Raw genomic sequence first — 6,878 nt, forward strand, 5'->3', positions numbered from 1 at the left:
CTTTCCTTCCTGTCGAAACAATCGGCGTCAGACGTGATACACGTCGAGCACCTGCCGGATGTAATCGTTCTTCAGCACGATCTTCTTGTGCGAGATCAGCAGCGCGTCGTTCACCTTGCGCAACGTGACGAACATCGTGCCGAAGAAGTGATCGGTCACGCGGTAACGGTGGTTCAGCGTGTGAAAGTTGTAGCGCACGTCCACCTCGCCGTCGCGTTCGGCCAGCACCTCGACGTTCGTCACGTTGTGGCAGGTGCGCGGCTCGGGCGTCGACGCGCCGCTGCGCTCGGTCTTGATCCGGAACACGCGATCCTCGAGGCCGCCGCGATCCGCGTAGTACATCAGCGAGATCTGGCTGGCCGGGTCGTCGGTCGGACGGTCGTCGTCGTCCCACGCGGGCATCCAGTACGTGACGTCCTCGGTGTAGCAGGTCAGCCATTCGTCCCACTCGCGATCGTCGAGCAGGCGCGCTTCGCGATACAGCGTCGCGCAAATCGTCCGGTAATCGAAGCTCATGCCGCCACCTCCCCGCGTTCCTTCTTCAGCGCATCGCGCATCACGTGCACCCAGTGTTCGTGCTGGCACACGAACAGCCCTTCGTCCTCGCTGCGCTCACCCGAAATACGCGGATTCAGCCCCATCTTTCTCGCGTTCTCGTCCGGCCCGTCGATCCACAGCGGCGCGCCGCGCGACAGGTCGTTCCACATCGCCGTGATGCCCGCATAGCCGGCCTGGCACGCGCGGAACTCCTCGAGATCGTCGGCCGTGCCCATGCCGGTCACGTTGAAGAAATCCTCGTACTGGCGAATCCGTGTCGTGCGATCCGCTTCACTCTCGCCCTTCGGCGCGAAACAGAAGATCGTGACCTCGGTCCTGTCGACGCCGAGCGGCCGCACCACGCGAATCTGCGTGCTGAACTGGTCCATCAGGAACACGTTCGGGTACACGCACAGATTGCGCGTCTGGTTCACGATGAAGTCGGCCTGCACGTCGCCGACGCGCGCACGGATTTCGTCGCGGTGCTGGTACACGGGCCGCACTTCCGGATTCATCGTGCGGGTCCACAGCAGGATGTGGCCGTGATCGAAGCCGTACACGCCCGCGACCGACTTGCTCCAGCTGTTCGCGTCGACCGCCTTGGTGCCGTCTTCCTTGCGGCGGCCCATCGTCGCCGCATAGTTCCAGTGCACCGTGCTGACGTGATAGCCGTCGCAGCCATTCTCCATCTGCATCTTCCAGTTGCCTTCGTAGATGTAGGACGAGTTGCCGCGCAGCACTTCGAGCCCGTTCGGCGCCTGGTCGACGATCTGGTCGATGATCACGCGCGCTTCGCCGAGGTAGTCCTCGAGCGGCAGCACGTCGGCGTTGAGGCTACCGAACAGGAAGCCGCGATAGTTCGCGAAGCGCGCGACCTGCTTCAGGTCGTGCGAGCCGTGCGTGTTGAACTGCACCGGGTACTCGGTCGTCTTCTCGTCCTTCACCTTCAGCAGCTTGCCGGTGTTCGAGAAGGTCCAGCCGTGGAACGGGCACGTGAAGCTGCCCTTGTTGCCGTGCTTGCGGCGGCACAGCATCGCGCCCTTGTGCGCACATGCGTTGATGACCGCATGCAGCTCGCCGGTCTTGTCGCGCGTGATGACGATCGGCTGGCGGCCGATCCACGTCGTGTAGTAATCGTTGTTGTCCGGAATCTGGCTTTCGTGCGCCAGGTACACCCAGTTGCCCTCGAAGATGTGCTTCATCTCGAGCTCGTACAGTTCCGCGTTCGTGAAGATGTCGCGGCGGCAGCGGAAGATGCCGGCCTCCTTGTCATCCTGCACGGCGGTGTCGAGCAGGTGATCCAGTGTGTCGGTGTGGTCGATCGTGGCGGACATGATGGCTCCTCCCATGCGCGTGCCGCGTCCTGCAAGCACGCTCGCATCGGTATCGGTTGAATCTCGGGGGACCGGCCGGCAGCGGCGGCGCAGGCGCGTCGCCGTGCCGCCGGCGGTTATGCCGCGGCGGTAGCCCGCGGGCGTTCGACGATCTGGTTGTCCTGGCCTTGCACCAGCGGCGTCAGCACGACGTTGAACTCGATGTCCTGGTACGCGTCGGCCTTCATGCCGAGCGCCGTGCCACCGGTCCTGGCGACCACGGGTGGAATCAGCTCCTCGCGCGTCGCATACGCGAAGTCGTCCCAGATCAGCGGATCGCCGTCGATGTTGAACTGCGTCGTCAGCTTGCGGTGATCGGGACCGTCGACGAAGAAGTGCACGTGCGCGGGACGGTTGCCGTGACGGCCGAGGCGGTTCAGCAGTTGCTGCGTCGCGCCCTGCGGCGGGCAGCCGTAGCCGACCGGCATCAGCGTGCGGAATTCGTATTTGCCGTCCGCGCCCGTCCTCACCGCGCCGCGCAGATTGAAATCGCTCTGCGCGCCGGTCGGGTCGAAGTGCGAGTAGAAACCGTGCGAGTTCGCGTGCCAGCACTCGACCAGCGCGCCGGCCACCGGCTTGCCGTCGAGGCCCGTGACCGTGCCGTGGATCACGAGCGGGCCCGCGCCGTCGTCCGCGTCGAGGTCGATCTTCGCGACGCCTTCGCGCACCGGTGCGCCGGCCACGTACAGCGGCCCTTCGATCGTGCGCGGCGTGCCGCCGTTCAGGCCGATCGCTTCGTCCTCGGCGTCCATCCGGATGTCGAGATATTTCTCGAGACCGAGGCCGGCGGCGAGCAGCGCCGCTTCGCCATCCTGACCAAGCTTGTTCAGGTAGTTCACGCCGGCCCACACTTCGTCGGGCGTGATGTCGAGATCGTCGATCGCCTTGAACAGGTCGCCGAGCAGGCGCAGCACGATCTGCTGCGTACGTGCGTCGCCCTTCGTGCCGTTCGCGCCCGCGTTCGACGCGGCCTTCAGCAGGTCCTGCACTTCCTTGGTATCGAAAACTTTGACGCTCATGATGCTGTCTCCACGTGTATTTGGGGGAATGACGGTCTTTGCCTGACTCGATTACCGCACGACTTTCGTCAGCCCGTCGCGGGTGAAGCGCCTGACCTTGTCCTCGTCGAGCGCGATGCCGAGACCGGGGCCGTCCGGCACGGTCAGTTCGAAGTCGCTGTAATCCAGCGGCTGCGTCAGGATTTCCTCGGTGATCAGCAGTGGCCCGAACAGCTCGGTGCCCCACTGCAGGTTCGCGACACTCGCGAACAGGTGCGCGGACGCCACCGTGCTGAACGCACCTTCGAGCATCGTGCCGCCGTACAGTTCGATGCCGGCCGCGTCCGCGATCGCGGCCACGCGCTGCGCGGCGAAGAGTCCGCCGCTCTGTTCGATCTTGATCGCGAACACGTCCGCGCCGTGATGCTTCGCGATGTCGAATGCGCTGTCGGGGCCCTGCAGGATTTCATCGGCCATCAGCGCGACGGGGAAGCGGCGCATCAGGCGCGCCAGCGCCGCGGCGGAAGCCACCGGCTGCTCGACCAGCTCGCAGCCCGCATCGGCCAGCGCCGGAATCGCGCGGGCGGCCTGCGTTTCGCTCCACGCCATGTTCACGTCGACGCGCACCGACGCGCGATCGCCGAGCGCCTTCTTGATCTCGGCCACGTGGCGGATATCCGTTTTCGGCGCCTTCGCGCCGATCTTCAGCTTGAATACGTTGTGGCGGCGCAGGTCGAGCATCCGCTCGGCTTCCGCGATGTCGCTGGACGTATCGCCCGACGCGAGCGTCCATGCAACCGGCAGGCGATCCCGGCGGCGCCCGCCGAGCAGTTCACTGACGGGCACACCGAGCCGCTTGCCGTGCGCGTCGAGCAGCGCGGTTTCGAGCGCGCTCTTCGCGAAGTGGTTGACCTTCGCGAGCTTGCCGACGAACGCCATGAGCGTCTGGACGCGCGTCGCATCCTTGCCGACGATCGCGGGTGCGAGGTACGCGTCGATCGCGAGCTTCATCGCTTCCGGGCTTTCCGGGCCGTAGGCCATCCCGGCGATCGTCGTCCCTTCGCCGATACCGGCCACGCCGTCGCTGCAGAACACCTTCACGAGCATCAGCGTCTGGCCGTGCATGGTGGCCACCGACAGCTTGTGCGGGCGGATCGTCGGCAGGTCGACGAGGCGGGTTTCGATGCGTTCGATGGTGGCGGAGGACATGGGGTGCGCTGCGTGGGGGGAGTTCATGGGAGGGATTTATACGCGGCGGGGAAATGGAGCGTCCAATACTTTTGGTCGGGATTTTTGATACCTGGTGGGTATGGAAATCTGGATCATGATGGGGAATATTGCGTCGCACCATACCTGATTTAGCTAGATATGCGGGCTGGGAGGGTTGCTGGAGCGTGGTCGGGCGGGTGCGGGATATTGCGTGGGCTGGGGTGCGACGCGGTTGCTTTCTGCAGCGGGAAAATTGGCTGAAATCGGCGGCTGGCCGGAGTCGGTCAGGGTTTTCCTGAGGAGAAAGCGGTGGCGCGGGACGCGCCGGCGTTCGGTTTCTTCGGTTTCCGAGAACGACGGAAAGGAAGTGGAAAGGCAGGTATTGGTCTCCGTCGCCGATCTTGATTGTTCATCAGAATGTCGACGGCAGCTATCCGCCATCTACGGCCGTCTGCTCTCACGCGGACGGTCAAATGTCGCCTTGGCCTACACAGCGGACTTTCGCAAGCTGACCATGTAGGTCGGTCCTGGACCATCATTGATAACCGGTCCTTCCTGTAGGGTTGTTGCCAACGACGCAAGAATTGCCGCCGCCGAACCGGAAGCGGAAGCGGAAACGGAAGTGGAAGCGGAAAGATTTACGGAAAAGCTTACAAGCGTTTATGATGTAGCGAATTCAGTGCCCCAGCTTGTCGCGCTGGGCCGCGGACGCCGGACATAACGCATAATTCGTCGAATTTTCGGGAAAGGTGAACCTTATGAGTGATGCACTCACAATTAGAAAGCTGATAGATCGAATTTCGTCTGGCGATATTCGCATACCTGCATTCCAAAGAAATTTTGTGTGGGAGCCGGATCAAGTTGCTTTCTTGTTGGATAGCATTTATAAGGGATTTCCAATTGGCACCATTATTTTGTGGAAAACAGATACGCGCCTGAAGGCCGAAAAACGCATGGGTTACTTCACGTTACCCGAGCCGCAGAAAGATTATCCGGTCAACTACGTTCTTGATGGCCAGCAACGATTAACGAGTCTTTTTAGCGTTTTCCAGACTGATTTAGAGCCAGAAAGTGACGAATGGGTTGACGTTTATTTCGATATGCTTGCACAAGAGACAGTGCAAGAATCACTGTTCGTTGCGCTTGAAACGGCAGAGGTCGATGCCAATCGACATTTTCCTGTCAAGACATTGTTTGACACCGTAGCATACCGGAAGGCTACAAGTACGTTTTCAGATGAAAAGCTTGAACGTCTGGATGATTTGCAGGCGCGATTTAAAGAGTATTTGGTTCCAAACGAAGTATTCGAATCAGACGATCGAAACAAGGTTGCGATCGTTTTCGAACGAATCAATCGCGCGGGAACTGATCTTAACGTTTTCGAACTACTTTCTGCATGGAGTTGGTCTGAAGAATTCGATCTTGTAGAAAAATTCTCCACTCTTCAAGATGCTATTGCGGACCACGGATTTGATGACCTCGGCGATGACCGTGATCTACAGCTCAGAATCTGTGCCGGAGTCATCAGCGGAGAGACCACTCCAAAGCGAATTCTGGAACTGAACGGCGAAGAGATCCGAGCAAAGTTTCCGATCATCGAGCGAGGGATTTTGGGCGCGCTGGATTTTTTGAGTAGAGAGGCAAACGTGAAGCATTATAAGATGCTCCCGTTTCCCGGCATCTTAGTTCCGTTAAGCGTTTTCTTTGCGACCGAAAAGGTTGAAGGTCTTAATTATACGGAAAAGCAGAAGCATATGCTACTTCGATGGTTTTGGCGATCTCTTTTCAGTCGGCGCTTTTCTGCTGACGTCAATGAACGCCAGGCGCTGGATATTGTGGAAATGAAAAAACTTGCGGATGACGAGGATCACAGATTCAAATTGCCGCGAACTGAGCTTAAAATAGATTTTGCCAAGGATACTTTTTCGACGGCCAACGCAAACTCGCGCGTTTTAATTCTGCTGTTGAGTTCTGATAATGCGTATTCGTTTCTGAGTGGTGCTAAAGTTGATCCAGATAAGGTCTTAAAAAAAGCCAGCAAACACGAATTCCACCATATTTTCCCGCAAAAATATTTGCAGACATTGGGTGCTGACGAGCGAAGCATAAATGTTTTGGCCAACATTTGCTTCCTTACGCGCGCCGACAACAATACAATTCGTGCGAAAGCCCCGTCGGAGTATTTGGCACGGCTCGATCCGGAGAAAAAGTCGGAGTATCTTGCGAGCGCGTACTGTCCCGCTGATACGGAGAATAAGAGCTACGATGAGTTTATCAATGCTCGTGTAGAACTGCTTGTTGCGCGAGCGCAAGAGCTTATGGCGTAGCTATCATCTGCGTACTCACCTGATGGACAACGCGACAGTGCGACCGCCGACTTTCTCTTGATATTTTGGATGCCGAGTGGCTGCCTCAGGTCGCGAAGGTGTCAGCCGCCTCTCAGGACGGATGGCGGTTGTACCTTTGATAGCTGTCGTCGATATGGCGAGGCTTTCGGCGTCCGCTTCAGTTCGGTAACTGCCGCTCCCGAGAAGCATGAAGAGCGAACGTCCGTCTCGGCGCATCAGCGCGCCGAGCCTTCGGACGCAGCATAGGCGGTACCGCACAACGATATCTGCGTGTCATCCGACGGCATGCGGCAAAGCCTCCCACAGCAACTGTTCAGTTTCCGCACACAGAATCGCAAACACCTCCCAATCCACGCGCCCCTCGCGCGTGGGAAGAAACCCGGATAGCCCCGCTTCTCCACCCCCGCCTACCC

The 6,878-nt window shown here is 59.6% G+C and carries 5 protein-coding genes; 1 reads left to right on the forward strand and 4 read right to left on the reverse strand.

Features of this window, described 5'->3' with window-relative positions; genetic code table 11:
- Positions 1-27: 27 nt before the first annotated feature.
- The 4 genes from benB to C4B30_RS25770 all read right to left on the reverse strand — a co-directional run bounded on the left by benB (position 28) and on the right by C4B30_RS25770 (position 4,117).
- Positions 28-516, reverse strand: coding sequence for a benzoate 1,2-dioxygenase small subunit (gene benB, locus C4B30_RS25755; protein WP_027785969.1), 489 nt, complete (start codon positions 514-516; stop codon positions 28-30).
- The gene (locus C4B30_RS25760; RefSeq protein ID WP_027785970.1) at positions 513-1,871 is read right to left on the reverse strand and encodes a Rieske 2Fe-2S domain-containing protein; all 1,359 of its coding nucleotides are present in this window, start codon (positions 1,869-1,871) and stop codon (positions 513-515) included. Before C4B30_RS25760 ends, benB begins: the two co-directional genes overlap by 4 nt.
- 116 nt (positions 1,872-1,987) lie before the next feature.
- Positions 1,988-2,929, reverse strand: coding sequence for a catechol 1,2-dioxygenase (gene catA / locus C4B30_RS25765; RefSeq protein WP_027785971.1), 942 nt, complete (start codon positions 2,927-2,929; stop codon positions 1,988-1,990).
- Positions 2,930-2,980: 51 nt separating this feature from the next.
- Positions 2,981-4,117, reverse strand: a complete 1,137-nt coding sequence (locus C4B30_RS25770) for a muconate/chloromuconate family cycloisomerase (protein WP_027785972.1) — start codon at positions 4,115-4,117, stop codon at positions 2,981-2,983.
- Positions 4,118-4,875: 758 nt separating this feature from the next.
- Here C4B30_RS25770 and C4B30_RS25775 point away from each other — a divergent pair.
- Positions 4,876-6,444 carry a DUF262 domain-containing protein gene (locus C4B30_RS25775; protein WP_080681401.1) on the forward strand — a complete coding sequence of 523 codons (1,569 nt, stop codon included), beginning with the start codon at positions 4,876-4,878 and terminating at the stop codon, positions 6,442-6,444.
- Positions 6,445-6,878 lie beyond the last annotated feature (434 nt).

The sequence above is a fragment of the Burkholderia sp. BE12 genome, assembly GCF_002959955.1.
In the GTDB taxonomy this organism is placed as follows: domain Bacteria; phylum Pseudomonadota; class Gammaproteobacteria; order Burkholderiales; family Burkholderiaceae; genus Burkholderia.

Coding starts and splice junctions, on each gene's coding strand:
- benB (WP_027785969.1), bottom strand. CDS start 516: ATGAGCTTCGATTACCGGACGATTTGCGCGACGCTGTATCGCGAAGCG.
- C4B30_RS25760 (WP_027785970.1), bottom strand. CDS start 1,871: ATGTCCGCCACGATCGACCACACCGACACACTGGATCACCTGCTCGAC.
- catA (WP_027785971.1), bottom strand. CDS start 2,929: ATGAGCGTCAAAGTTTTCGATACCAAGGAAGTGCAGGACCTGCTGAAG.
- C4B30_RS25770 (WP_027785972.1), bottom strand. CDS start 4,117: ATGTCCTCCGCCACCATCGAACGCATCGAAACCCGCCTCGTCGACCTG.
- C4B30_RS25775 (WP_080681401.1), top strand. CDS start 4,876: ATGAGTGATGCACTCACAATTAGAAAGCTGATAGATCGAATTTCGTCT.